Raw genomic sequence first — 22272 nt, 5'->3', positions numbered from 1 at the left:
AGTCCGCGCACCCGTACGGCCCGACCGTACGCGTACGCGACGGCGAACGTACGCGCACGGGTGGGGAGTTCGACCTCATGAGCACCACGACACGGCGGAACGCCTCCGCGATGAAGATGGTGGGCGCGCTGCTCGCCCTGTACCGCCAGGCCGCCGGCCACACGCAGAGGTCACTGGGCGAGCGGTTCGTCATCAGTGAACAGCAGATCGCGTCGATCGAACAGGGCAGACGGCCGCTGAAGCCGGACCTCGCCGAGCAGCTCGACGAATTGCTGTGCACCAAGGGGGCGTTGTCGGTCGCCCTGAGCCGGATGCCGGAGGTGGACCTGATTCCGCTGTGGGCGGAGGAGTATCTGGACCGGGAGCGGGAGGCAATTGCGATCTCCTGGTACGAGAGCTTGCTGGTTCCGGGCCTGTTGCAGACCGAGGCATACGCACAGGCGGTGTTCCGCAGCCGGGTCCCGGTCTACGACGAGGACGAGATCGCGCATCTGGTCGAGGCACGCATCGCACGGCGGGAAATTCTGCACCGCCGCATGTCGCCCACGGCAAGTTTCATCATCTGGGAGGCCGCGCTACGGGATCGTCTGGGCGGAGCAGACGTGTACGCGGAGCAAGTACAGCATCTACGAGAGTGCGCCAACGTACCCGGAATCACGCTTCAGATCCTGCCGTTGGGCCGCACTTCACACGCTGGACTCAACGGTCCGTTCATCCTGCTGGAGACACCAGAGCACCAAAGGCTCGCCTACACCGAGACCCAGCGGGGCAGCCACCTGGTGGCCGCCCCCGACGAGGTAGGGATCCTCACGCAGAAGTATGCGATGCTGCGAACTCAGGCTCTCAACACGGAAGATACGAGAGCGATGCTGGACCGTCTCCTGGGAGAATGATGAGTGGCACCGCACTTCGGTGGTTCAAGTCGAGCTACAGCGGGGATGAAGGCGGCGCCTGCCTCGAAGTCGCCGCACACCCCACCGCCGTCCACATCCGCGACTCCAAGACCCCGGAAGCCCCCCACCTCACCGTGACCCCGGGGGCCTGGACCGCCTTCCTGTCCGTCCCGTCAGAGGACACCAGCGCGGCAACGGCGTAGAGCGCTCCTGAACGGCGCCACCCTGTCGCCCGTCATCACACGCCAGGCGCGGGCCCGTACCGCATCTCCGGCCTCTCGTCCGCAGTCATGGGAAGGTTCCGGAGCGCCACGGGGCCGGGGTAACAGGCGGAACCGCCCGGCCCCGTGACCTCCTCGCCATTGAGCCAGTGCCACAGCCACTCGGCGAACCCCATGGAGTACTCGAAGAACTCGCCCTCCCCGTTCTCGACGAACAGGGTTCCCGCCCCCTGCCCGCCCTTGGGCGCATAGAAGATCGTCTCTCCTCGATTGGTGGAGGCGATCGGAATCAAGCCGTCCGCATCACCGAAGCGCAACTCGAACACTCCAAGAGACTCACGGGGGTCCCCTTCGGGTTCGTCCTCGTCCCATTCGACCTGAGACCAAGCCTCCGACGTGCTGCGGATCTTCTCCGCGAGGTTCCATCGCCTCGTCGCCGGGTGCATCAGATGCAGGTGTCCGTTGATCTCCACAGGCGCATAGCCGTCGACGATCTCCTTGTACTCCGTCGGAAGGCTCACCCTGAGATCGCGCTCCAACCGACGCCAGGCCACCGCATCGCGGTAGCGCATGGGCGGCTCGCCCAGCACCGTCGAGAGGCGTGCCGTATAACCAGTCATGTTCACAGTTCCACGGAGCCGAGGGACTCGAACGAGGGGGCGCCCTCGATCACGGGCAGGAACAGTTCACCGTTCAACGCCTGCCGGAGGAATTCCGTGAACTGCATGTCCAGCACGAACCACTGGCCCATCTCCACCACGACCCGCCACTCCGGCACACCGTCCGACGGCGGCATGAGGAACACATGATTGCCCGAGATCGATCGCGCAACGGCGACACATCCCCCGGGCGCGGGATGAACCGGATACGGGTACATCTCCGGGTGACTCCTGGAAAGCTCACCATAGGCGAGCGCGGCCTGCCCCCACAGGGATTCGAGCCGCAGGCCGTCGTCTCCCCACGCCGCACGCGGGTGGAAGATATGGAGCTGTTCGCTGATGCATCCGGGCCCGTACGCTGAGACGAACTGTTTGTAGTCCGTGGGCAGTACGGACCCGTAGATACGCTCCGTTTCCTCCCAGTCACGGTTCACATCACCGTTGACCGACGGTGCCCCCAGAAATTCACCGATTCGAGAGAGATCCACCGGACGTCCTTTCCGCACAACTGTATCCACCGGTCGGCCGATTACAGATTGATCCTCTCTTGCATGCCGTCCAGGACGACAGCCTCGGCCTGACATGCGGCACAGCCCTTGGCCGGCCCGCCAGTGCCGTGCCGGGTCAGCTGCAGTCGGACATGAACCGGCCCTCGAGGTGGTCGGGGCTGAGGAAGACGAAGCCGCTGCCGTAACCGAAGTTGATGAAGAACGGGTCGCCCGGGCACTCGCCCCGATCGGTGAACTGGCAGAGGAACTGCCAGGAGCCGTCATCGAGGTCCCTGACCGAGTTGTTGGGCAGCACCGGGGCACCGCCCAGAAAGTCACGAGGGCCTGGCCCGGACGGCAGGTCCACTTCCGGGCCCTCATGACGCATGTACCGCGACCATGCGGCGTGACCATCCGCCTCCGCGTCCAGTTCCGGCGACACGGGAGCCAGGTCGACGAGCCACTCGGCGGGGATTTCCTCCTCGTCCTCATTCCAGCGCCACAGTGAGGGCCCCTGGGTGTCCGGCGGCCCGATCACCGCGAAGGAAGGGACCCTTCCACCAGGCTGGACGAGCACGACCGCATCCCCGCGGTTCGGATCCAGACCGCCTTCCTCCACGTCCAGGAACAGGTAGGCCAGACGTACTTCTTCCCCCGGCACCCGGAATTGGCCCACGAACATCAGCGGCTCTCCCGTCCGCGGCTCCACCGGCCACGTCGGCTCCCCGAGCCACACCGGTTGCCCGCCGAACTTGGTCACAGGCTGCGTTACCGGCCCCTCGGGCTCCCGGAAGACCATCTGCAGCCGTGGCAGAAAAGCAGCATCGTAAGGGCCCACAGCTTGCCTCGTAGGTCGCGACATCACGACGTGACCGTACGACACCGCTGCTGACACGCCCTCCGGGGACGCTCACGAGCGCCGACGGCTGCCCTCCGGGCACGGGTGTCGTGATCCCGCATCGCCGTGGGCACGTCTCGGAACGCGCGTTCGGGTACGCGCCGGACACCCCGTGACTGCCGTTCACGGGCAGCGTCCGCATGCCCTCGTCACCGATGAGCGGTATGCGGTGCCATCTGTCGTCCGTGACGGCCTGCTTGGACAGCGGGCTCTGCCCCGTGCCCCGGAACCGATCGCGCGGTTTCCCGTCGTGGTCGATCAGCGGCGTCCAGGATGTGACCGTAGGAGGTCACTTCGCCCATCCGGCCCGTGTAGCGGTACTCGCCGCTCCCGGCCGGCGGAACAGGACGGAAACGCCACCATGGCCAGCGTCGTCGAGCTGACGTACTACCGTTCCTAGTCAGTGAGCAGGAGTGAGTCTTGGACCCAGACCTGCGCATCTGGCGCATCCCGAACGGTTGTGGATGCACTGGTCGCCCGCGTTCGCTCCACGTCCGGCGGCACGGATCGTGTCCGTGGTCCGGGAACGCGGCGGCGGGGTCCCTCACGCCCGGGAGCATCCGGTCCGGCCTGGGCGGTCCGATGCCCGTGCACATCGCTCCGGTGTGCACGGGGCGGTGCCGCCCGACGCCGGACCGAATAGCCCTGGGCGCGTCGTCCGATCGCGATGCTCGCCGCATCGTGCCGGGTGGTGATGCGGGTTGTGCTGGTCAAGGGCTTCTGCCAGTGCTGCGCGCCCCATCGCGAGGTGTAGGCGGGGTCGACGGCGATGACCGCGATCCCCGTCTGGTCGGCCATGGAGGTCAGGCGGGCGCGGAGCCGGCCGGTGGGCAGGCCGGAGACCAGCTGCCGGAACCGCTTGCGCCCCCCGTGTTTCTCACGGGTCTTCTCGCCCGTGAAGTCCAGGTCCTCCACGGCGATCGCCTGCACGCCGCGGGCCTTCGCCCAGTGCAGCAGCCGGGTCAGGGCGTGGCGCACCTGGGCGTCCCGGTGAGTGGCGGTGCCGGTCAGGTCGTAGCAGAAGCGGCGCGGGCTGCCGGTGGGGTTGCCGTGGACATCGAGGCGCCAGGCGGCCAGGTGGTCGGCGTTCATGTCGACCCCGATCACCCCGTGCGTGAGCGCCGCCGCCATCGGGATCGTCCGGAACACCGGGATCTGCCAGGAGGCCGTCACATACCAGCGGCCCCGGGCCACGTCGTAGTGGATGCGGTAGGCGACCGCCCGATCCGCCTCGACGCGGTCGGCCCACTCCTGTCCGCGGTGCGCGAAGGTGATCCGGCCGGCCAGCACATACCGGCCGTGCGGGGCGTTGGCCAGCTCTTTCAGTGGGCTGGGCAGCCGGATGCTCACCTCACCGTCCGGCGCGATGCGGAGGGTCTCGTTGCCGTACCGCTTCCCCGACTCCCCGTCCGCCTGCACAAACCAGCGCTGCGCCTCCCACTGCTGACGCCACCGCGATTCGGTGAGCCGGGCGGCGGGCAGGTGGTGCCGGGTGCGGGCCAGGCGCTTGCCGCCCCGCACCACGCGCACTCTTCCGGCCGCACAGTCGGCGCGCTCCCGCGCCAGCCGGTCCTCCAGCACGCGCAGGCGGCGGGCCTTGGCATGCCATTCGCGCCTGCTGCGGTAACCCCCCGGAGTCTTCTTCGCCCCTTTGGACCCGACCGGCAGGGACAGCCGGTGGGCGATCATGCGGACCCCCGCCTCCAGCGACCGGATGCGGGCGAACTGACCACGGCGGGCCAGTGCCCACTGGTCGTGCGTGGCCTTGGTGACCGACCCCGCCCAGCGGGCCGACGAGTGGGGCGTCAACTCCCGCTTCCGGACCGCCCACGCTTCGGCATCGTGCGCCAGACCGTCCCGGCAGCGCGCCTTCAGGTCACGGCCGGCCAGCGCGCCCAGATGCACGCCCACCCGCCGCAGCACCTCCTCATCACTGACCGTGAGCTGTCCCAGCCGGGTGCGGACCGCCACCCCCGACGGGCCGGGAACAACGAACGGCACCGCGACCTCCCGCAGACCACCCACTGCCCCACCCCGCCCACGGCCCAGCCCAGAAAAACCCGATCACCACACCCAACGAGCACCCTCCGCAAAGGTCACGCATTCGACAGGCGAACCTCTCTTCCCTTCGCCGGACTACGGCGCGGCAGCTCCGGCCGCCGCTCCTGTGCTCCCTCGTACACGCCAGAACACACCCGCGCTCAGCAAAGTCCCAGCAGCTCACCACCCCGTCAAAGGCTGCGCCGGGACATCGGCGGGCGAGGCACCGCTGACGCCTGCCGGGCTCGCGCACGACCGCAGTTTCATGGTCGTGAGCGAGGAGGGGGTGGGGCGGACCCAGCGTCGGGACCCCCGGCTGGCCTTGGTCCGGCCCACGGTGGACGACGGCGGCGAGCGGCTCACGGTGCACGCGCCGGGCGTCGAGGCGCTGGACCTGCGCGTGGACACGGCCGGCGACCGGCGGAAGGTGGAGGTGCTCGGGAAGGCCTACCGGGGCATCGACCAGGGTGACACGGCCGCCGACTGGTTCACGGAGGTGCTCGGCGTGCCGAGCCGGCTCGTGCGCGTGCCGCCGGAGCACGACCGGGTGACCGACGGCAGGACTCCCGGCACCTCCGCCTACGCCGACAGCTGTGCCCTGCACGTCGTCTCACGCGCCACGCTCGGCCTGCTCAACCGCAAGCTGGCCGAACGCGGCGTCCCGCCGCTGCCGATGAACCGCTTCCGGCCCAACATCGTGGTCGACGGCTGGGACGAACCGCACACCGAGGACCGTGCCCACCGCATCCGCGTCGGCGACACCGAACTGGGCTACGCCAAGCTGGCCATCCGCTGCGCGGTCACCATGGTCGAACAGGGCACGGGGGCGAAGGCGGGCCCGGAGCCGCTCCGCACCCTCGCCGGCTACCGCTGCGCCGCCGAGGGCGGCGTCGCCTACGGGACCAAGTACGCCGTGCTCCGCACCGGCACCCTGTCCGTCGGCGACACCGTGAACGTCGTCTCGTGGGGCGACAGCGAACTGTAGGACGGTTCAGTCGTCCAGCCCGGCGCAGAGGGTGTTCACCTTCTCGTGGGCGGCGACCGCCTCGGCGCCCTTCACGTCGAAGGTCCGCATGCGGTTTGTGGCGTTCTGCAGCGCCTTGTCCAGAGCGTCGTAGCGACCGTCGAGCCGAGCCGCGGAGTGGGCCAGGGCCGCGGCACCGCCGGTGCGGTTGAAGTAGGCCTCGGATGCCTTGTCGTCGTCGCCGAACACCTTGTCCAGCGCCGGAACCCTCTCCCACGCCTGGCAGGCGCCCGCCGCGTCGGCCGCCGCGTCGTCGAGGCCGGTCCCGGAGGCCGCGCTGTCCGGGCCGGACCACAGCAGCCAGCCCACGCCGATGCCCGCACCGGCGGCGACGACGGCGGCCACCGACGGCACGATCCACCGGGAAGGAGCGCGGCCCCCGGCGGAAGGAACCGGCGGGGTGGAGGGGGGAGGCGGTATGGGGGCGGGGGCAGTCATCGGAACGGCTTCCTTCGGCATACGGGCGGGCGGCCTTGACGGCCGGGGATCGACGGCAAGTGAATCACTTCCCTCACCGGCCATGGGACCGGAGCCGGATGCCGGTCTCCTTGCCGTCGGTGAACTCCGCCCGCAGGTCGTGGGTACGGCGGTTGTCTCCGCACAAGGCCGCGCAGGTACGTTCCGTCGGGCTCCTGTGGTCAGGCCACCGGGCGGATCCGGTCGCCGGTCCGCTCCCGGAGCGCGGCCTCCAGACGGTCGCGGGCCTCGGTCTGGGCGGCGATGCGTGCGTTGAGGACCGCCAGCCGTTCCAGCGCGACCTTCAGACCCTTGTCCGAGGGCGGTGCGGCGGCCACGTCGCCGTCCAGGCAGGGCAGGAACACGCGTACGTCGTCCAGGGTGAGTCCGGCGGCCAGCAGGTACCGGATGTTGCGGACCCGTACGACGGCCCGCTCCTCGTAGACGCGGTAGCCGTTGGCGGCCCGTTCGGAGGAGATCAGCCCGGCCTGCTCGTAGTGCCGCAGCGCACGGGCGGTCGCCCCGGTCGCCTCGGCCAGTTCACCGATCCGCACCCGCCCCACCCCCTCCGGGCTACTCCTATCACGCCACGACGGCCCCGCCGTCGACCGGGAGCACCACTCCGGTGACGAACGAGGCGGCCGGTGCGGCGAGTCGGGTGATCGCCCAGGCCACCTCCTCGGGGCGGCCGACGCGGGCCAGCGGGGTGTGCGCCAACTGCCACTCCCGCACCGCGGCCATCCGCTCCGGCGTCAGGCCCTGGTGCTCGCCGATGGGGGTGTCGATCGCTCCGGGTGCGACCGCCACGACCCGGATGCCGCGGGGTGCCAGCTCGACCGCCCAGCTGCGGGTGAGCAGTTCCAGGGCGGTCTTGGTCGCCGCGTAGACCGCACTGCCCGGCCAGGCCCGCTGGCCCACCGAGGTGCTGACGTTGACGATCACCCCGCCCGACGCCTCCAGGTACGGCAGCGCGGCCTGTGCCAGCAGGACGGGGGCGACGAGGTTGGTGTCGAGCTGAGCCGTGATCGCCTCCGGCGTCAGTGTGCCGAGGGCGCCGCTGCGCACGATGCCGGCGTTGTTGACCAGCACGTCCAGTCGGCCGTGTGTCTCCACCACGGCCCGGACGATCCGTTCGGGCCCGCCCTCGGTGGTGATGTCGGCGGACAGGGGTGTGATCCGGTCGTGCCCGGCCGCGGTCTCCTCGAGTGGTTCGCTTCGCCGTCCGATGGCGACCACGTGCGCCCCTTCGGCGGCGAAGGCGCGGGCGGTGGCCCGGCCGATGCCGGTGCCGGCTCCGGTGACGGCGACGACCCTGCTGCTGTGCTGTGCGGTGCTGTTCATGCCGGCCATCGTGCGACCTTGCCGCCAGCGTCAAGGTCAACGTCTCCCCGAGGGGCCGGGACGAGCCGGCCCGTTCTTCACTTCTCTCGGACAGGCGGCGCCCCGGCGTCTCGTACCCCGCGGGTTCGACCTGCCCGGCCGAACGCCCGTGTCAGTTCCGGCGGAGTGCGCCGCTGCGGCGCAGGCGGCGTACGACCGAGCGGAGTTCGGGGGGCGTGGCGGGCGCGGGGGCCTCGGGGGCGGGTGTGGTCCACAGGGCGAGTTCGCGGTCCCGGGGGCCGTGTTCGACGTGCGGGTCGCCGTCGCCGTACACCTGCACCGGGTGGTGCGCGTCCCAGCGCTCCCAGCCCGGTGAGCCGTCGGTGACGAACCGTACCCACGCTCCGTGCATCGCGTCGGCGAGGTCCTGCGGGGCGCCCTCGCCGGCGAGTTTGCGGGCGTCCGGCTCGTCCCCGCTGTCGAAGACGAAGCCGAGTTCCAGGGCGTGGCAGGCGCCCATGCCGGGGCGGTGGGAGGGCCAGGCGAACTCGTAGACGTAGGAAGGGTCCTGACGGCCGTCGGCGAGGCGGTGCAGGGGGACGCGGAGCAGGTGGTCGGTGACCAGTTGGCCGACGAGTTCCGCCGTACCGGCGTCGGGGCGCAGGGCGCGGTAGCCGCGCGGGACCTCGCTGCCGCAGCGGCAGCGGGCCATCGCGTCGGCCAGGGCGACCGCGCCGAGGCGGTCGACGCGTTCCACCAGGCCGCCGGGGACCAGCCAGAGGCGGTACTCGTCGCGGGTCCAGCCGGTCAGCAGCTCCACGCCGGGGGCCGCGCCGTCGGTGAGCGCCTCCAGGGGGTCGCGCGGGACCAGGTCGCCGTCGGTGACGATGCCGAAGGCGGGGCCGCCGAGTATCGGGCTGCTGAGGCGGCCGATGTCGGCCTGGGCGCGGAGGAGTTGGTCGCGGTCGACGGCGGCGAAGGCCTCGGCGGTGGCGGGGACCTTGAGGCGGTTCGCCATGCGGCGGACCATGCGGCGCACCTTGTCGCGGTCGGTGGTCTCGGGCGGGCCGCTCTGCAGGACGGCCCGGCGGACCAGGCCCTGCGCCTGCGGGGCGGCGACGATCGCGCCCGTGCTGATCGCTCCGGCGGACTGGCCGCCGAGGGTGATGCGGTCCGGGTCGCCGCCGAAGGCCCCGATCGACTCGTGGACCCAGTGCAGCGCGGCGAGCTGGTCGCGCAGGCCGGGGTTGGCGGGGGCGTCCGGGAAGAGGCCGTAGCCCTCGACGCCGAGGCGGTAGTTGACCGACACGAACACCACGCCGTCGCGGGCGAAGGTGCGGCCGTCGTAGACGGGGACCGCCGAGGAGCCCCTGGTCAGGGCGCCGCCGTGGAGCCATACGAGGACGGGGAGGCGGGCGCCGGGGGCGGGGTCGGGGGTCCAGACGTTGAGGTTGAGGCAGTCGTCGCCGGGGACGGCCGGGTCGGACAGGTACTGCGCGAAGGCCTCCGAGTACGGGGGTTTCGGGGCCGTCGGGCCGAAGGCGGCGGCCTCGCGTACGCCGTCCCAGGGTTCGGGCGGAGTGGGCGGGCGGAAGCGGCGGGGGCCGAAGGGGGGTGCCGCGTAGGGGATGCCCCGGAAGACGGCCACGCCCTGCTCCCAGCGGCCGCGGACGGCTCCGTACGGGGTTCTGGTCACGGGGTTCACTCGGTCTGCCGTCATGTGCCCACCAGCCCTTCACCGCGCCGCGTCACGCACCCGCCGGACCCACCGGTAACACGAGAGCACCGCGCCGCCCATCGGTATTCCCGGGTACGCGTGAGAGTTCTTCCCGCCCCGGCGCACCGGATCTACAGTAGGAAGCGCTTTCTATTCGAAGAGGTGGGTGCTCGATGGTCCGTGCGGGGAGTGCCGGCGTGACGGCCGGGCCGACGCTGGCGGTGGTGGCCCGTGAGGCGGGGGTGTCCGTGCCGACCGCGTCCAAGGTGGTCAACGGCCGCGAGGACGTGGCTCCCGAGACCCGCCGCCGCGTCACCGAGGCACTGGACCGGCTCGGGTACATCAGGAGACCCCGGTTCGACGGCGGGAGGGCACCGCGTCTGGTGGACCTCGTGGTGCACTCGCTGGAGACCTCCGGGTCGGGCGCGGTGCTGCACGGCGCGGAGGAGGCGGCGGACGACGCGGGTCTCGAGCTCGTCGTCTCGGCGGCCCTGACGCGGAGCCGTGCGGAGCGGCCGGAGCGGGGGTGGCTGGACAAACTCGTCCTGCGGGGATCGTCGGGGGTGCTGTTCCACCTGGCCGAGCTGAGCGAGCCGCAGTACGCGTGGCTCCAGCAGCACCGCATCCCGTTCGTGATGATCGACCCGGTGCTCGAACCACCTGCGGGCGTGGTCTCGGTGGGCGCGGCGAACTGGCGGGGCGGGGTGACGGCGACCGAGCACCTGCTGGCCCTGGGGCACGAGCGCATCGCTGTCGTGGCCGGCCACCGGCACACGCTGTGCGCCGACGCGCGGATCGCCGGTTACCGCTCGGCCCTCGCCGCGGCGGGTGTGCGGCACCGCCCCGAGTACGTCCGGCACGCCGGTTCCGGTGAGGGCGCGGCCGGCCGCCACGTGCGCGAGCTCCTCGATCTGCCCGAGCCGCCCACGGCCGTCTTCGTCTGTTCGGACCGGATGGCGCTGGACGTCTACGAGGCCCTGGCCGAGCGGGGTCTGCGCGTACCGGACGACATGAGCGTGGTCGGCTACGACGACCTGCCCGAGGCCCGCTGGCTCACCCCGGCCCTGACCACGGTCCGCCAGCCCCTGTCCGAGATGGCGGCGACGGCCCTGCGGCTGCTGCTGCGCATGATGGACGGCCACCGCCCGGAGAGCACCCGCACGGAACTGTCGACCCGCCTGGTGGAACGCGCCAGCACGGCACGGCCACGGGACCCGTCCGACGGTTCGGGGGACGTTCGGTAGCACAACCAAGCGCCGTTACGGGCCACTTCGTACCGTAGTCAGCCGCCCGGGTGACATCCTCCAGTTTGTCACCCCGTGCGCCCCTATGCTGCGCGCGTGACCAACGACGTGACGAGCGCGACACCGAGCGCCTCGACAGGTGCCGATCCCCCGGATTCCCCGGGCGACGACGGTCCGCGTCCCTCGTGGCTGCGGCGTGCGGCGCTGCGGGTCCGCGACGCCGCCGCGGGCGCGTGGGTGATCACCCTCCTGCTCCTGGCCGATCTCGTGACCGTCCTCGGGGCGGGTGCCATCTGGCTGACGCTCGGCGGGGACGCCGCGGTGGTCGGCGTGACGGCGGCGGCGCTGCTGGCGTTCGCCGCCGCCATGCTGCCGCTGATCGGGCGCCGGGGCCCCGACGGGCAGCCGCCGCTGTGGCCGCCGTTCGTCCTCGTGGTGATCCCGCTGGCCGTCCTGGCCGTGGGACTGCCGGCCTGGGGCACCTGGGCGTTCCTGGACAGCCGCCCCGTGGACGTGACGCACCGCGTGGAGCTCGACGTCGCCCCTCCCCTGGTGAACGGCGACACCGTCCACGCCTCCCTGCACACCGACGACCCGAAGCCGCGGCTCACCATCACCTTCGACATCGCCCCGCACGACCCCGCCGCCCCGGTGTGCGTGCCCGGCACCGGGCTGACCGTGACCTCCACGGCGGGCGCCGGGAAGGACCAGGTGCGGACGGGTGCCCCCGGCACGGAGTTCACCTTCGCCCTGGGGCGAGGGGTGACCGATATCGAGCTGTCCGTCCTGCTCGACGCCGAGCAGGGCTGCGAAGTGGACCTGTCCGTCGCCTCCGCGCACCTGGACGACTAGGGAAAGAAGCCAGTGACAGCCAACACGCATTCGCCGCGCCGCCCGTACTCCCTCCGCTCCCCCGGTCACCGGTGCGCGCGGGTCGCGGTGGCCGCCGCCCTGCTGTTCACCGTCGCGGCCTGCGGGTGGACGGCGGACGGGGCGGACCAGGAGACCTCCCTCACCGGCACCGTCTACATCGGCGGCAAGACCGACCAGCCGGGGTTCAACCTGCACAGCGAGCACACCGACCGCGGCTTCGAGCCGGACCTGGCCGCCTACCTCGGCAAGCGGATCGGCTTCACCCCGAGGTGGCACGACGTGGTGTCCGCCAAGCGCGAGCAGGAGCTCGTCGAGAAGTCGTCGACGCTGGTCATCGGTACGTACTCGATCACCCCGCGACGGGACGAGCAGGTCGACTTCGTGGGGCCCTATTTCGTCACCAAGCAGGCGTTCCTGGTCCGCGAGGACTACGACGGCATCAAGACCGAGAAGGACGTCGAGGACAAGGTGATCTGCACGGTCGAGGGCTCGACGGCGGCCATCGCCGCGCTGCCAGGCGGCGCGACACCGCACACGGAGAGCGACTACTCGACGTGTGTGCGCAAGGTCCAACAGGGCGACGTCGACGCCGTGTTCACCGACGAGGCACTGCTCTACGGATACGTGGAGCAGCAGAAGAACAGCGCCACGCCCGTCAAGGTCGTGCCCGACGTCTCGTTCGGCAACATCAACAGGTACGGCATCGCGCTGCCGGAGGGCCGCCGGGGCGACTGCGACAAGCTGCGGGACGCCCTGCGCCGCTACATCACCGACGAGTGGGCCAGCGATGTGAAGGCCCAACTGCCCGCCCTGGTCGCCGCCTACCCCGGTGACTGGGAGAACCGCTTCCGTCCCGAGCCGCAGGACGTGAACACGTACTCCTCCTGCAAGGAGTGATCAGCGGGCGGTGGCCCAGGTGATGCCGCCGAGCAGATGGGCGCGGAAGTCCGGGTCGTCGTAGGCCTCGGCGGCGTGGCCGAGGGCGGTGTAGAAGACGCGGCCCGCGCCCTGTTCGCGGCACCAGGCCAGCGGGTGGTCGGTGCCCATGCCGCCGCCGTCGTACGACGACTCGTCGGCGGTGACGAGGACCCGTACCGCACCACGGGGGTTGGTGCGGAAGTCGTACCACTCGTCGGTGAACTCCCATACGGCGGGCAGGTGTCGGGTCGCCGGATGGTCGTGGTCCTCGGTCAGGGCGCGGCCCGGCTGGAAGGCGGGGTGCCTGTCGAAGCGGGCGCCGAGGAGTTCGCCGTAGTACGGCCAGTCGTACTCCGTACAGGCGGCGGCGTGCACGCCCACGAACCCCCCGCCCGCCTCGACGTACGCCGCGAGTCGCTGCCGCCCGGCCGGGGTGAGCACCTCGCCGCTGGTGGAGAGGAAGACGACGGCGGCGTACCGGTCCAGCGGTCCCTCGAGGGCGGCCGGGTCCTCGGTGGCGTCGACGGTGAAGTCGCCGAGGGTGCGCAGGGCGGCGACGCCGGCGGGGATGGAGTCGTGCCGGTAGTCGGTGGTGCGGGTGTACACGAGGAGGGCGGGGCGTGCGGAGGCGGGCATGGGCGGGAGCCTATGCGGCGGGCGCCGGAAACTCGATGTCGGGCAGCCGTCGTGGTCCCCCAGAATGTGCGGATGATCGGCAACCGGATCACCTACCGCATGGCGGACGGCGTACGCGTCCCCGGAACCTGGCGGCACGCCTTCATCCGTAACCTCGACTACCACCTGACCGACCTGTTCATCTACGCGGACGGGCTCATCGACTGCTGGGGACTGGTCACCCTGGAGGAGTTCGAGGAGAAGCTGCGCAGCGGCTGGGTCGCGACCGAACTCCCCGAGGGTGCCGAGGCGTCCGCCTTCGACCTGGCCCGGTGGAAGTTCGCCGAGCCGCAGACCTGGCTCACTCCCGAGGTCCTGGTCGCCGAGATACGGGACACGATCGACCAGCTCAACAGGCGCCCGGACTCGACGGGCCGCTGTCTGGCGGCGGTCGACGTGTTCCTGGCCGACCGCTCCGAGGAGAACCGGGAGGCGGCACGCGACCTGTACTTCGCCATTCCCGAGACGCAGCGGCACTACGCGCTGGGCGACATGGACCACAAGGACCGGCCGTTGCAGGTGCTGGTGGCCGGCCCCGGCGGGACCACCGACCGCCGGCCCGACGAGGAGGTCACGCAGGACCAGTACGACTGGGCGCTCTCCTACTTCGAGGAGCGGGCCGAGTGGATGGCGAAGGCGCGTGCGCGCGTTCCGGCCGACGGTCCCGCGACCGCCGTCGCCCCCGCGGTCCACCTGTACGAGAGTTATCCGCTCAAGCCGTCCGACGACCCGGGCACGAAGGCGCTGCGCAACGAGTACCCGGCGCCCGTCGAGGCCGACGGCGTCACCTACCCCACCGTCACCCACGCCTACTGGGCCCTCTCCGTCGCCGACCCCGCCCTGCGGGAGGCGGTCGCCGCCGCGGACAGCACGTTCAGCGCCCGGAACCTGGCCGCCGACGCCGAGCGGAGCGAGGGCTGGGAACGGCGGCGGACCGCCGTCATGACGGCACTGCTGCGCGCCAAGTTCACCCGGCATCCGGAACTGGCCCGCGTCCTCCTCGGCACCGAGGACGCGACGATCGTCTACGGCGACTCCGACTCCGCGTTCTGGGGCGACGACAGCGGCAGGGGCCGCAACTGGACCGGCCGCCTCCTCGAACTGGTCCGGTCCGAACTCGCGTGTCCGATTCCTTCAAGACCGTCGTAGGGGCACGGTCCTACGGTGGGCCGCATGAGTGCACGATTCGATGCCATCGGGATGGTCGTCTCGGACATGGCCGCCTCCGTCGCCTTCTACCGGCGTCTCGGGTTCGCCTTCCCCGAGGGGGCCGAGGCGCAGGGACACGTGGAGGCCGGGCTGCCGGGAGGGCTGCGGTTGCTGCTCGACACGGAGGAGGTGGTCCGGTCCTTCCACACGGAATGGGAGCCGCCGTCGGGCGGGGGCAGGACCTCCCTGGCGCTGCGGTGCGACAGTCCCGCGGAGGTCGACACGCTTTTCACGGAGATGGTGGACGCCGGGAGCGGTTTCGAGCTCAAGCCGTGGGACGCCGTGTGGGGGCAGCGGTACGCCGTCCTCCTCGACCCGGACGGGAACGGGGTGGACCTGTTCGCGCCGCTAGCCGTGAGCGGTCAGTAGCTCGCCCAGCGGCAGGCCCGTCAAGTCCCGTATCTCGCGGGAGAGATGGGCCTGGTCCGCGTAGCCGGTCCGGGTGGCCGTCTCCGCGAAGGGGACGCCCGTCCGGGCCAGGGCGAGGGCACGGCGCATCCGGAGGATGCGGGCCAGGGTCTTCGGGCCGTAGCCGAACGCGGCCAGCGAGCGGCGGTGCAACTGGCGGGCGCCCACGCCCAGTTCGTCGGCGGTGGTGGCCACCGGGCGGCCCGCGTCGAGGGCGGTGACCAGGCGTCCGAGCAGGGGGTCGGGCGGGGGCGTCCGTGCCGCCCGGCGCAGGGCCAGGTCCTCCAGGGCGTGCGCCGGATCGTCCGCCGCGTTCACCCGGGCGGTCATGCGGCGTACGTCGGCCGCCGGCCACAGGTCGGACAGGGCGACGCGGAGGTCGCGCAGCTCGTGGGCGGGTACGCCGAGCAGGGCGGGCGCGGTGCCGGGACGGAAGCGGACGCCCGCCCATGTGCTCGGCCGGCCTTCGGTGAGGTGGGCGTGGGTGTCGGGGCCGGCGACCAGCAGGCGGCCCTCGTTCCAGAGCAGGTCCATGCAGCCGTCGGGGAGCACCCGGCCCTGCCCGCTCGTGGACGGGGTGTTGGTCCACACGACCGCGCCCGTCAGCCGTGACGCCCGCTCCCTGTACACGCCCCCAGGCTACGCCGCCCGCGTCCGCCACTCCTGCGGGCTGACCTCGTAGGCCCGTTTGAAGGCCGTGGACAGGGCGAACGCGCTGCCGTAGCCGACCTGGCGGGCGATCGCGCCGATGGTGTCGTCGGTGTCGCGGAGGCGGTCCGCGGCGAGGGCGAGGCGCCAGCCGGTGAGGTAGGTCATCGGGGGTTCGCCGACGAGTTCGGTGAAGCGGCGGGCGAGGGCGGCGCGGGAGACCCCGGCCTTCGCGGCGAGCGTGGCGACCGTCCACGGGTGGGCGGGGTCGTCCTGGAGCAGCCGGACGACCGGGCCCACGACCGGGTCGGCCTGGGCGCGGTACCAGGCGGGCGGTTCCGCCTCCGGGCGGGCGAACCAGGCGCGCAGCGCGGCGATGACCAGCAGGTCGAGCAGCCTGTCCAGGACGACCTCCTGACCGGGGGCGTCGCGCACGATCTCCTCGCTGAGGAACGGCGTGAGCGGGCAGTCCCACACGTCGGTGGTGAGGGAGAGCAGCGGCGGCAGCGCGTCCAGGAGCCGGCCGCCGATCTCGCCCCGCATCTGGTAGGTGCCGATCAGCACCACCGTCCCGCCGTCCGGCCGGTGGCCCCAGGTGCGGACGCCCAGGTCCATGACGCCGTTCAGGGGGCGCCCGTCGGGGTAGGAGCACTCGCCGCCGGGCAGGATCAGCGCCTGCGGGGCCGTGGCCGGGTCGTCGGCGCAGGTGTACGGGTCGGGGCCGCGCGCGATGGCGAGGTCGCCGGGGCGCAGCCGGAGGCGCTCTCCCCCGTCCGGCACGATCCACGCCTCGCCGCGGACGAGCAGCATCAGCGTCAGGGGGGCGCGGTCCTCCACGCGGATCGCCCACGGCGGGTCGAGACAGGCCCTGATCATGAACGCGCCCCGCGCGCGGGGGCCCTCGAGCAGGCCGGTGAGTGCGTCCATGGGAGCAGCGTAGACGCGGGCTTATGGGAACGAGCCGTTCAGCGATGGTTCCGTGCGGCGTGCGGGAGTTGACTCGTCGGCATGACACAGGACACCAAGAACATGACGATCGTGGTGACGGGCGCGACGGGGCGTACGGGAAGCCGGGTGGCGCGGGCCGCCGGGGCGGCGGGGCTGACGGTGCGGGCGGCGTCGCGGGCGACCGGGTTCGACTGGGCGGACCGGTCGACGTGGGCGGAGACCCTGCGGGGTGCCGGCGCGGCGTACCTCGTCCACCCGGCGGACGTCGGCGCCCCGGGGACCGCGGAGGCGGTCGGTGAGCTGGCCGGGACGGCGGTCGGTCTGGGGGTACGGCGGCTGGTGCTGCTGTCGGCGCGGGGCGAGGACCAGGCGCTGCCCACCGAGGAGGCGCTGCGCGCTTCGGGCGCGGACTGGACGGTCGTACGGGCCGCGTGGTTCGCGCAGAACTTCAGCGAGGGGCCGCTGGTGGCGGAGGTGCGGGGCGGGGAGCTGGTGTTCCCGGCGGGTGAGGTGGCCGAGCCGTTCGTGGACGTGCGGGACATCGCGGAGGTGGTGGTGGCCGCGGTGACGGGCGGGGAGCGGTATGTCGGGCGGACGCTCTCCGTGACCGGACCCCGGCTGCTGACCTGGGGGGAGGCGGTGGCGGAGATCGCGGCGACGACGGGGCGGTCGCTGGCGTACCGGGCGGTGCCGGCGCGGGACTACGGCGAGGCGCTGGTCGGTCTCGGGGTGCCGTCGGAGGAGGCCGCCTTCCTCACCGGGCTGTTCGAGACGTTGCTCGACGGTCGGAACGCGCGGGTGGAGGACGGGGTGCGGCAGGTGCTGGGGCGGGGGCCGCGGGACTTCGCCGACTTCGTGGCGGAGGAGGCGGGGGCCGGTACCTGGAAGGCGTGAGCCTGATTTTTTCTCGCCCCCGCCGCCCTTACCCGTCCCATCCCGGGGGCGCTGTCCCCGGGCCCCCGCTCCTCAAACGCCGGAGGGGCTGGAAATCAGCCCCTCCGGCGTTTGAGGAGCGGGGTGGGAAACGGCTCATTTCTCCTCGTGCCCCGGCCCCTCCCCGTTCCTCGGGTGCGTGGACTTCACGTGTGTGCGCAGGCGCGCCGTGACGTCCTCCGGGGGAAGGAAGCGGGACCAGCGTTCGGGGAACTCGGAGGGCATGTCGGGGTCCGCCTCCCCGGCCGCGGTGGTGCGGGCGACGTACTCGGCGACCTGCGCCTGCCGCAGCCGCTCGTTCGCCTCACGGGCCGCGGCCGTCGCGGCGGCCGGCCAGACCCGGTCGATGGCCGCGTTGACCGCGGCCCCGACGAGCACGGCGAACGCGGACACACCGATCCACAGCAGTACGGCGACGGGGGCCGCGAGGGAGCCGTAGATCGTGGGTCCCTCGACGGTGTTCGTCAGGTAGAGCCGCAGCAGGAAGCTGCCGAGCACCCACATGGCGAGGGCGACCAGCGCGCCGGGCACGTCCTCGATCCACGGGGAGCGCACGGGCACGGAGACGTGGTACAGCGTGGTCAGGAAGGCGACGGAGAGCAGGATGACGACCGGCCAGTAGAGGATCTGGACGAGCGTCGTCGACCAGGGCACCACCCGGACGACCGCGTCCGGTCCCGCCACCATCAGCGGCAGCGCGATCGAGCCGATCAGCAGGGCCACGATGAACAGCAGGAAGGCCAGCAGCCGGGTCTTCACGATGCCCCGGACGCCGTCGAGGCCGTACATGACGGTGATGGTCTCGATGAAGACGTTCACCGCGCGGGAGCCCGACCACACGGCGATCAGGAAGCCGAGGGAGATCACGTCGGGCCGGCCGCCCTTGGTGACGTCCCGCAGGATCGGCTCCGCGATCTCCTTCACGCCCCGGTCGGAGAGCACCGTCTGCGAGGCGTCCAGGAGGTTGCGCTGCAGGCTCTGGATGGTGTCGGCGCCGGTCCAGGCGTCGACGTAGCCGAGGAGGCCGATCATGCTGAGCAGCAGCGGGGGCACCGACAGCAGCGTGAAGAACGCCGCCTCGGCCGCCAGGCCCAGGATGCGGTACTCCATGCACGAGTTGACGGTGTCCTTCAGCAGCAGCCAGGCGGTCCTGCGCTTGGAGACGTTCCGGTAGAGGGCCCGGGCCCGGTGGAGGCGGCCGGAGGGCTCGTCGGGGGATTCACTTGCTGGCTGCACGACCTAAAGGTATCCGTCGTACCAGGTCGCACTCACCCGAGGCCGGATCGGCGGGTGAGGCCGGCGTACCGCGGGGTAGGTTCGTGGGCATGGCAGGCACCACGCACACCGTGTCCAATCAGGCTCCCCCGCTGGTGCAGTACGACGTGTTCGGCGCCGACCGGGCTCTGGTGGAGGCGGTCGAGCGGCATCTGGCGCCGGACGTGCTGGACGAGGGCCGCTCCGAGCTGTCGGGGCTGGGGCGGACCGCCGGGTCCGCGCAGGTGCAGGAGTGGGGGGTGCTGGCGAACGAGAATCCGCCGCGGCTGCGCACCCACGACCGCTACGGTCACCGGATCGACGAGGTCGACTTCCATCCGTCCTGGCACCGGCTGCTCGGCAAGGGCGTCTCGGCGGGGCTGACGGCGGCGTGGGGGCGGCCGGGCGGGCATGTGCGGCGGGCGGCGGCGTTCCTGGTGTGGACGCAGGTCGAGGCCGGCAACGGCTGTCCGCTGTCGATGACCCACGCGGCGGTTCCCGCGTTGCGCGCCGATCCGGCGCTGGCGGCGGCGTGGGAGCCCCGGCTGACGTCGACGGTCTACGACCGTGCCCTGCGGCCGCCGGGGCAGAAGCCCGGTGCCCTGTTCGGGATGGGCATGACGGAGAAGCAGGGCGGCAGCGACGTACGGGCGAACACGACGGCGGCGCGGCCGCTGGCCGAGGACGGCGCGTACGAGCTGACCGGGCACAAGTGGTTCTGCTCGGCGCCGATGTCGGACGCCTTCCTGGTGCTGGCGCAGGCGCCCGGCGGGCTCACGTGTTTCCTCGTGCCGCGCGTGCTGGAGGACGGTGCGCGCAACGTGTTCCTGATCCAGCGGCTGAAGGACAAGCTGGGCAACCGGTCCAACGCGTCGGCCGAGGTCGAGTTCGCCGGGACGTGGGCGCGCCGGGTCGGGGAGGAAGGGCGCGGGGTGCACACCATCATCGGGATGGTGGCGGCGACCCGGCTGGACTGTGTGCTGGGCTCGGCGGGGCTGATGCGGCAGGCCGTGGCGCAGGCGGTGCACCACTGCGCGTACCGGGAGGCGTTCGGCGGGAAGCTCGTCGACAAGCCGCTGATGCGCAATGTGCTGGCCGATCTGGCGCTGGAGTCGGAGGCGGCCACCACGCTGGCGCTGCGGCTGGCGGCGGCGTACGACGACGGCGGTGAGCAGGAGCGGGCGCTGCTGCGGATCGCGGTGCCGGCGGCGAAGTACTGGGTGACCAAGCGGTGCGCGCCGCTCGCGGTGGAGGCGGCGGAGTGCCTGGGCGGCAACGGGTACGTGGAGGAGTCGGGGATGCCCCGGCTGGTGCGGGAGTCGCCGCTGAACTCGATCTGGGAGGGCGCGGGGAACGTCCAGGCGCTGGACGTGCTGCGGGCGCTGCGCCGGGAGCCGGCGGCGCTGGACGCCTGTCTGCGGGAGGTGGGGCGGGCGCGCGGGGCGGATCACCGGCTGGACGCGGCGATCAAGGACCTGCTGACCGAACTGGCGGACCTGGAGGGCGTCGAGGGGCGGGCGCGGCGGCTGGTGGAGCGCCTGGCGCTGGTGCTCCAGGGGTCGCTGCTGGTGCGGTACGCGCCGCCGCAGGTGGCGGACGCGTTCTGCGCGGCGCGGCTGGGCGGCGACGGGGGCGCGGCGTTCGGGACGCTGCCGCACACGCTGGACCTGGCGTCGGTGGTGGAGCGGGCCCGACCGGTGTCCTGAGGGGGCCCGGCCCAGGGCCCCGCCAGATCCCGGCCAAGGACGCCCACCCAAGGGGCGCGGGGAACTGCGCGACCGGCCACCCACGGCCCGACAGCCGCCGACGCGCATCAAGCCGCACCCCGTGCCGCGCACACCGTCCGGCTGCCGCAGGCATGACGCGGGGGTGGTGCTGCGCCGACACGGCACCACCCCCGCCGCACAGGCCCCTTACGAGCCGTGGACGCCGCTCGGGACGGCGTCGGTCAAGTTTCAAACAGTCGGGGGCTCTCCACCAGGGTTGCAAGGGGTTGCAACTTGTTGTTGTCGTGGCCGTACTGGGCGTCCGTGCCGGGGGCAGGCGGCAGTATGAGTCCTGACAGGCTTTCTTCCCGGGAGGACCGGTGGCGCTCTCGCCGATGGACGTGACGCGGCTGGCCGCCGTCGACACCGCGCGTGCCGCGCGGGTGCTCGACGAGGTCCGCTCCGCCGCGCTCTCCGGGCAGCGTACGCCCGTGGCCCCCCGCCCGGTGATCGGGCAGTCCTGGGAGCGGATGCTGCGCAGTGGTGTGGACCCGGACCACGACTTCCGCAGCGGTCTGCTGTCCTGGGAGGAGGTGCAGCGGCGGCGGGAGTCGTCGACGCTGCGGCAGGTGCTGCCGGTGCTGCGGGAGGGGCTGCTGTCGGTCGCTGACGTCGCCCATCACATCATGGTGGTGGCCGACGAGGAGGGCCGGGTGCTGTGGCGGGAGGGCAGCCCGCGGGTGCTGCGCAAGGCCGACGGGCTGGGCTTCGAGATCGGCGCGGACTGGCGCGAGGAGGTCGTCGGCACCAACGGGGTGGGGACGCCGGCGGTGACGCGGCGCCCCGTGCAGGTGTTCGCCGCCGAGCACTTCGTACGGTCGCACGCCACCTGGACGTGTGCCGGGGCGCCGATCACCGATCCCCGCGACGGACGGCTGATCGGCGTGGTGGATGTGAGCGGGCCGCTGGAGACGATGCACCCGGCCACGCTGGCGTGGGTGGACTCGGTGGCCAAGCTCGCCGAGGCGCGGCTGCGGGAGACGCATCTGCGGTCGCTGGAGCGGCTGCGCGCGGTGGCGGCTCCGGTGCTGGCCCGGATCGACGGGCGGGCGCTGGTCGTGGACCGGCAGGGGTGGACGGCGGCGGTGACGGGGATGCCGTACACGGAGCGGCTGGCGTTGCCCAAGTCGGTGTCGGCGGGCATGCGGTGGCTGTCCGCGCTGGGCCGCTGCTCGCTGGAGCCGCTGGCCGGGGGCTGGCTGGTGCGGGCGGCGGACGAACCGGTGGCACGTTCCTCGTCCCGGATCGTGCTGGACCTGAGGGGGCCGCGCCGCTGGTCGGTGGAGGTGTCCGGCGGGGCGGGCTCGTGGACCCGGGAACTGAGCCCCCGGCACGCCGAGTTGCTGTATCTGCTGGCCGTGCACCGCGCGGGGCGCAGCGCCGCGGACCTCGCCCGGGACGTCTTCGGCGACCCGGCCCGTACGGTGACGGTCCGCGCGGAGATGTCCCGTGTACGCCGCTATCTGGGCCCCCTCCTGGACCACCGCCCCTACCGCTTCACGGAGACCGTCGAGGTGAGGACCGTCCTCCCTGACGACCCGCGCGACCTGTTCCCCCACTCGACGGCCCCGGCGCTGGGCCGGCGGCGGCGGCCGGGGCGGGAAGCCTGACCCCCGTCCGTCAAGACCGCGCGGGGTCGTACAGGTGTGCTCGGGGGCACGCTCGGAAGGTCGCTGTTTC

23 protein-coding genes are annotated in these 22272 nt (G+C 72.3%); 11 read left to right on the top strand and 12 right to left on the bottom strand.

Annotation, left to right across the window (positions count from 1 at the left end; translation table 11 throughout):
• Positions 1 to 77 precede the first annotated feature (77 nt).
• Together AMK33_RS02705 and AMK33_RS02700 are read left to right on the top strand one after the other, a co-directional pair.
• Positions 78 to 893, top strand: coding sequence for a helix-turn-helix domain-containing protein (locus AMK33_RS02705; RefSeq protein WP_073931494.1), 816 nt, complete (start codon positions 78 to 80; stop codon positions 891 to 893).
• Entirely contained in the window at positions 890 to 1096 is a 207-nt protein-coding gene (locus AMK33_RS02700) for a DUF397 domain-containing protein (protein ID WP_327378245.1), read from the top strand. Before AMK33_RS02705 ends, AMK33_RS02700 begins: the two co-directional genes overlap by 4 nt.
• A 35-nt stretch (positions 1097 to 1131) precedes the next feature.
• On the opposite strand, the gene AMK33_RS02695 is transcribed toward AMK33_RS02700, so the two are convergent.
• The 4 genes from AMK33_RS02695 to AMK33_RS02680 form a co-directional block, all read right to left on the bottom strand.
• Positions 1132 to 1734, bottom strand: a complete 603-nt coding sequence (locus AMK33_RS02695) for an SMI1/KNR4 family protein (protein WP_073931034.1) — start codon at positions 1732 to 1734, stop codon at positions 1132 to 1134.
• 2 nt (positions 1735 to 1736) lie between these two features.
• A complete protein-coding gene (locus AMK33_RS42095; RefSeq protein WP_143203798.1) occupies positions 1737 to 2261 on the bottom strand; it encodes a hypothetical protein in 525 nt (174 codons plus the stop codon).
• Positions 2262 to 2397: 136 nt separating this feature from the next.
• Positions 2398 to 3021 (bottom strand): hypothetical protein, encoded by a 624-nt coding sequence (locus tag AMK33_RS02685; protein WP_235617952.1) that lies wholly within the window; start codon positions 3019 to 3021, stop codon positions 2398 to 2400.
• Positions 3022 to 3555: 534 nt separating this feature from the next.
• Positions 3556 to 5184 (bottom strand): IS200/IS605 family element transposase accessory protein TnpB, encoded by a 1629-nt coding sequence (locus tag AMK33_RS02680; protein ID WP_073931032.1) that lies wholly within the window; start codon positions 5182 to 5184, stop codon positions 3556 to 3558.
• A 142-nt stretch (positions 5185 to 5326) separates the two neighbouring features.
• On the opposite strand from AMK33_RS02680, the gene AMK33_RS02675 reads away from it, so the two are divergent.
• The gene (locus tag AMK33_RS02675) at positions 5327 to 6184 is read left to right on the top strand and encodes an MOSC domain-containing protein (protein WP_073931031.1); all 858 of its coding nucleotides are present in this window, start codon (positions 5327 to 5329) and stop codon (positions 6182 to 6184) included.
• 6 nt (positions 6185 to 6190) lie between these two features.
• On the opposite strand, the gene AMK33_RS02670 is transcribed toward AMK33_RS02675, so the two are convergent.
• The 4 genes from AMK33_RS02670 to AMK33_RS02655 form a co-directional block, all read right to left on the bottom strand.
• Positions 6191 to 6568, bottom strand: coding sequence for a hypothetical protein (locus tag AMK33_RS02670; protein ID WP_073931030.1), 378 nt, complete (start codon positions 6566 to 6568; stop codon positions 6191 to 6193).
• Between the two features lie 293 nt (positions 6569 to 6861).
• Positions 6862 to 7233, bottom strand: a complete 372-nt coding sequence (locus tag AMK33_RS02665; protein ID WP_073931492.1) for a MerR family transcriptional regulator — start codon at positions 7231 to 7233, stop codon at positions 6862 to 6864.
• A 28-nt stretch (positions 7234 to 7261) separates the two neighbouring features.
• The gene (locus tag AMK33_RS02660; protein ID WP_073931029.1) at positions 7262 to 8029 is read right to left on the bottom strand and encodes an SDR family NAD(P)-dependent oxidoreductase; all 768 of its coding nucleotides are present in this window, start codon (positions 8027 to 8029) and stop codon (positions 7262 to 7264) included.
• A 142-nt stretch (positions 8030 to 8171) separates the two neighbouring features.
• Complete coding sequence (locus tag AMK33_RS02655) at positions 8172 to 9719, bottom strand: carboxylesterase/lipase family protein (protein ID WP_073931028.1); 1548 nt, start codon at positions 9717 to 9719, stop codon at positions 8172 to 8174.
• A 170-nt stretch (positions 9720 to 9889) separates the two neighbouring features.
• On the opposite strand from AMK33_RS02655, the gene AMK33_RS02650 reads away from it, so the two are divergent.
• The 3 genes from AMK33_RS02650 (at position 9890) to AMK33_RS02640 (ending at position 12730) form a co-directional block, all read left to right on the top strand.
• Positions 9890 to 10960 carry a LacI family DNA-binding transcriptional regulator gene (locus AMK33_RS02650; RefSeq protein ID WP_073931027.1) on the top strand — a complete coding sequence of 357 codons (1071 nt, stop codon included), beginning with the start codon at positions 9890 to 9892 and terminating at the stop codon, positions 10958 to 10960.
• Between the two features lie 96 nt (positions 10961 to 11056).
• Positions 11057 to 11812 (top strand): hypothetical protein, encoded by a 756-nt coding sequence (locus AMK33_RS02645; RefSeq protein WP_073931026.1) that lies wholly within the window; start codon positions 11057 to 11059, stop codon positions 11810 to 11812.
• Between the two features lie 12 nt (positions 11813 to 11824).
• Positions 11825 to 12730: a transporter substrate-binding domain-containing protein gene (locus AMK33_RS02640; protein ID WP_073931025.1), complete on the top strand. Its 906-nt coding sequence runs from the start codon at positions 11825 to 11827 to the stop codon at positions 12728 to 12730.
• Here AMK33_RS02640 and AMK33_RS02635 read toward each other — a convergent pair whose 3' ends face one another.
• Positions 12731 to 13387, bottom strand: a complete 657-nt coding sequence (locus AMK33_RS02635) for a ThuA domain-containing protein (RefSeq protein ID WP_073931024.1) — start codon at positions 13385 to 13387, stop codon at positions 12731 to 12733. It lies immediately after the preceding gene.
• Positions 13388 to 13459: 72 nt separating this feature from the next.
• Between AMK33_RS02635 and AMK33_RS02630 the strand changes: the two genes are divergently transcribed.
• Together AMK33_RS02630 and AMK33_RS02625 are read left to right on the top strand one after the other, a co-directional pair.
• On the top strand, positions 13460 to 14575 hold the full coding sequence (locus tag AMK33_RS02630) for an NADAR family protein (RefSeq protein WP_073931023.1): 1116 nt from the start codon (positions 13460 to 13462) through the stop codon (positions 14573 to 14575).
• 24 nt (positions 14576 to 14599) lie between these two features.
• Positions 14600 to 15004 carry a VOC family protein gene (locus AMK33_RS02625; RefSeq protein WP_073931022.1) on the top strand — a complete coding sequence of 135 codons (405 nt, stop codon included), beginning with the start codon at positions 14600 to 14602 and terminating at the stop codon, positions 15002 to 15004.
• Here AMK33_RS02625 and AMK33_RS02620 read toward each other — a convergent pair.
• Positions 14984 to 15673 (bottom strand): helix-turn-helix transcriptional regulator, encoded by a 690-nt coding sequence (locus AMK33_RS02620; RefSeq protein ID WP_073931021.1) that lies wholly within the window; start codon positions 15671 to 15673, stop codon positions 14984 to 14986. The genes AMK33_RS02625 and AMK33_RS02620 overlap by 21 nt on opposite strands.
• 9 nt (positions 15674 to 15682) lie before the next feature.
• Positions 15683 to 16618, bottom strand: a complete 936-nt coding sequence (locus AMK33_RS02615) for an AraC family transcriptional regulator (protein ID WP_073931020.1) — start codon at positions 16616 to 16618, stop codon at positions 15683 to 15685.
• A gap of 81 nt (positions 16619 to 16699) precedes the next feature.
• Here AMK33_RS02615 and AMK33_RS02610 point away from each other — a divergent pair, with 81 nt between their 5' ends.
• On the top strand, positions 16700 to 17533 hold the full coding sequence (locus AMK33_RS02610; RefSeq protein ID WP_073931019.1) for an NmrA family NAD(P)-binding protein: 834 nt from the start codon (positions 16700 to 16702) through the stop codon (positions 17531 to 17533).
• 135 nt (positions 17534 to 17668) lie between these two features.
• Here the strand turns inward: AMK33_RS02610 and AMK33_RS02605 are convergent, their stop codons facing one another.
• Positions 17669 to 18808 (bottom strand): YihY/virulence factor BrkB family protein, encoded by a 1140-nt coding sequence (locus AMK33_RS02605; RefSeq protein WP_073931018.1) that lies wholly within the window; start codon positions 18806 to 18808, stop codon positions 17669 to 17671.
• An 89-nt stretch (positions 18809 to 18897) separates the two neighbouring features.
• On the opposite strand from AMK33_RS02605, the gene AMK33_RS02600 reads away from it, so the two are divergent.
• Both AMK33_RS02600 and AMK33_RS02595 read left to right on the top strand, forming a co-directional pair.
• Complete coding sequence (locus AMK33_RS02600) at positions 18898 to 20532, top strand: acyl-CoA dehydrogenase family protein (protein ID WP_073931017.1); 1635 nt, start codon at positions 18898 to 18900, stop codon at positions 20530 to 20532.
• 380 nt (positions 20533 to 20912) lie between these two features.
• Complete coding sequence (locus AMK33_RS02595) at positions 20913 to 22202, top strand: helix-turn-helix domain-containing protein (RefSeq protein ID WP_073931016.1); 1290 nt, start codon at positions 20913 to 20915, stop codon at positions 22200 to 22202.
• The last annotated feature ends 70 nt before the right edge of the window (positions 22203 to 22272 follow it).

It is taken from the genome of Streptomyces sp. CB02400 (assembly GCF_001905725.1).
Taxonomy (GTDB): domain Bacteria; phylum Actinomycetota; class Actinomycetes; order Streptomycetales; family Streptomycetaceae; genus Streptomyces; species Streptomyces atrovirens.
The sequence above is the reverse complement of the archived record's forward strand: the minus strand, read 5'-3'. Positions and strand labels throughout refer to the sequence as shown.